At 37.9% G+C, this 636-nt stretch carries 1 protein-coding gene; it reads left to right on the forward strand.

Translation table 11 applies throughout. The annotated features are described in order from the left end of the window. Nucleotides 1-278: 278 nt before the first annotated feature. Nucleotides 279-636: transcriptional activator NhaR (nhaR, locus tag R7O13_RS28155; RefSeq protein ID WP_318305356.1), on the forward strand; the 358-nt coding region annotated here is incomplete at its 3' end.

A 636-nucleotide genomic window follows, 5' to 3' on the forward strand; every position in this document is an offset into this window, starting at 1 on the left:
CACTTTTTATTGTGCTTTTTAATAGTTCAAAAAGGATAGCGGATTATCCTGTTTTAATTTATTTAAAAATATAGTCTTTATTGGTTTTATAAACTGAGATTTTTTTGATGAGAATGCTATAAAAAGTGCGTTTTACTTCAAGTTTTATGACAATACTGAGATTGTATTTTCGGTAAAACTTAATTTTAGTTGGTTAAAGTGATGGTTTTGCCGAGTATCTTGTCTGTCTCTGTCACATTTGGTATAAAAAGCATCACCTTCTTTTCTGGAATTGGCCGATGTCACATCTAAATTACAACCATCTTTATTACTTCTGGATGGTGTGCAAGCAAGGCTCTGTTACCAAGGCCGCGGATGCGCTTTTTCTCACTCCTCAAACGGTGACCGGGCAAATCAAAGCGCTTGAAGAGCGGATGAAAGGTAAGCTAACCAAGCGAAACGGCCGTACTGTCGAACCAACAGAACTCGGACAATTGGTCTTCAAATATGCGGATCGTATGTTTGGTTTAAGCTATGAGATGCTTGATATTGTGAACTACAGTCAGCACTCCAATATTTTGTTTGAAGTTGGTGTAGCTGATGCGCTGTCAAAACGGCTAGTTAGTAAAGTGCTGATGACAACTGTACCTGAAGACA

The organism is Vibrio sp. Y176 (assembly GCF_033438945.1).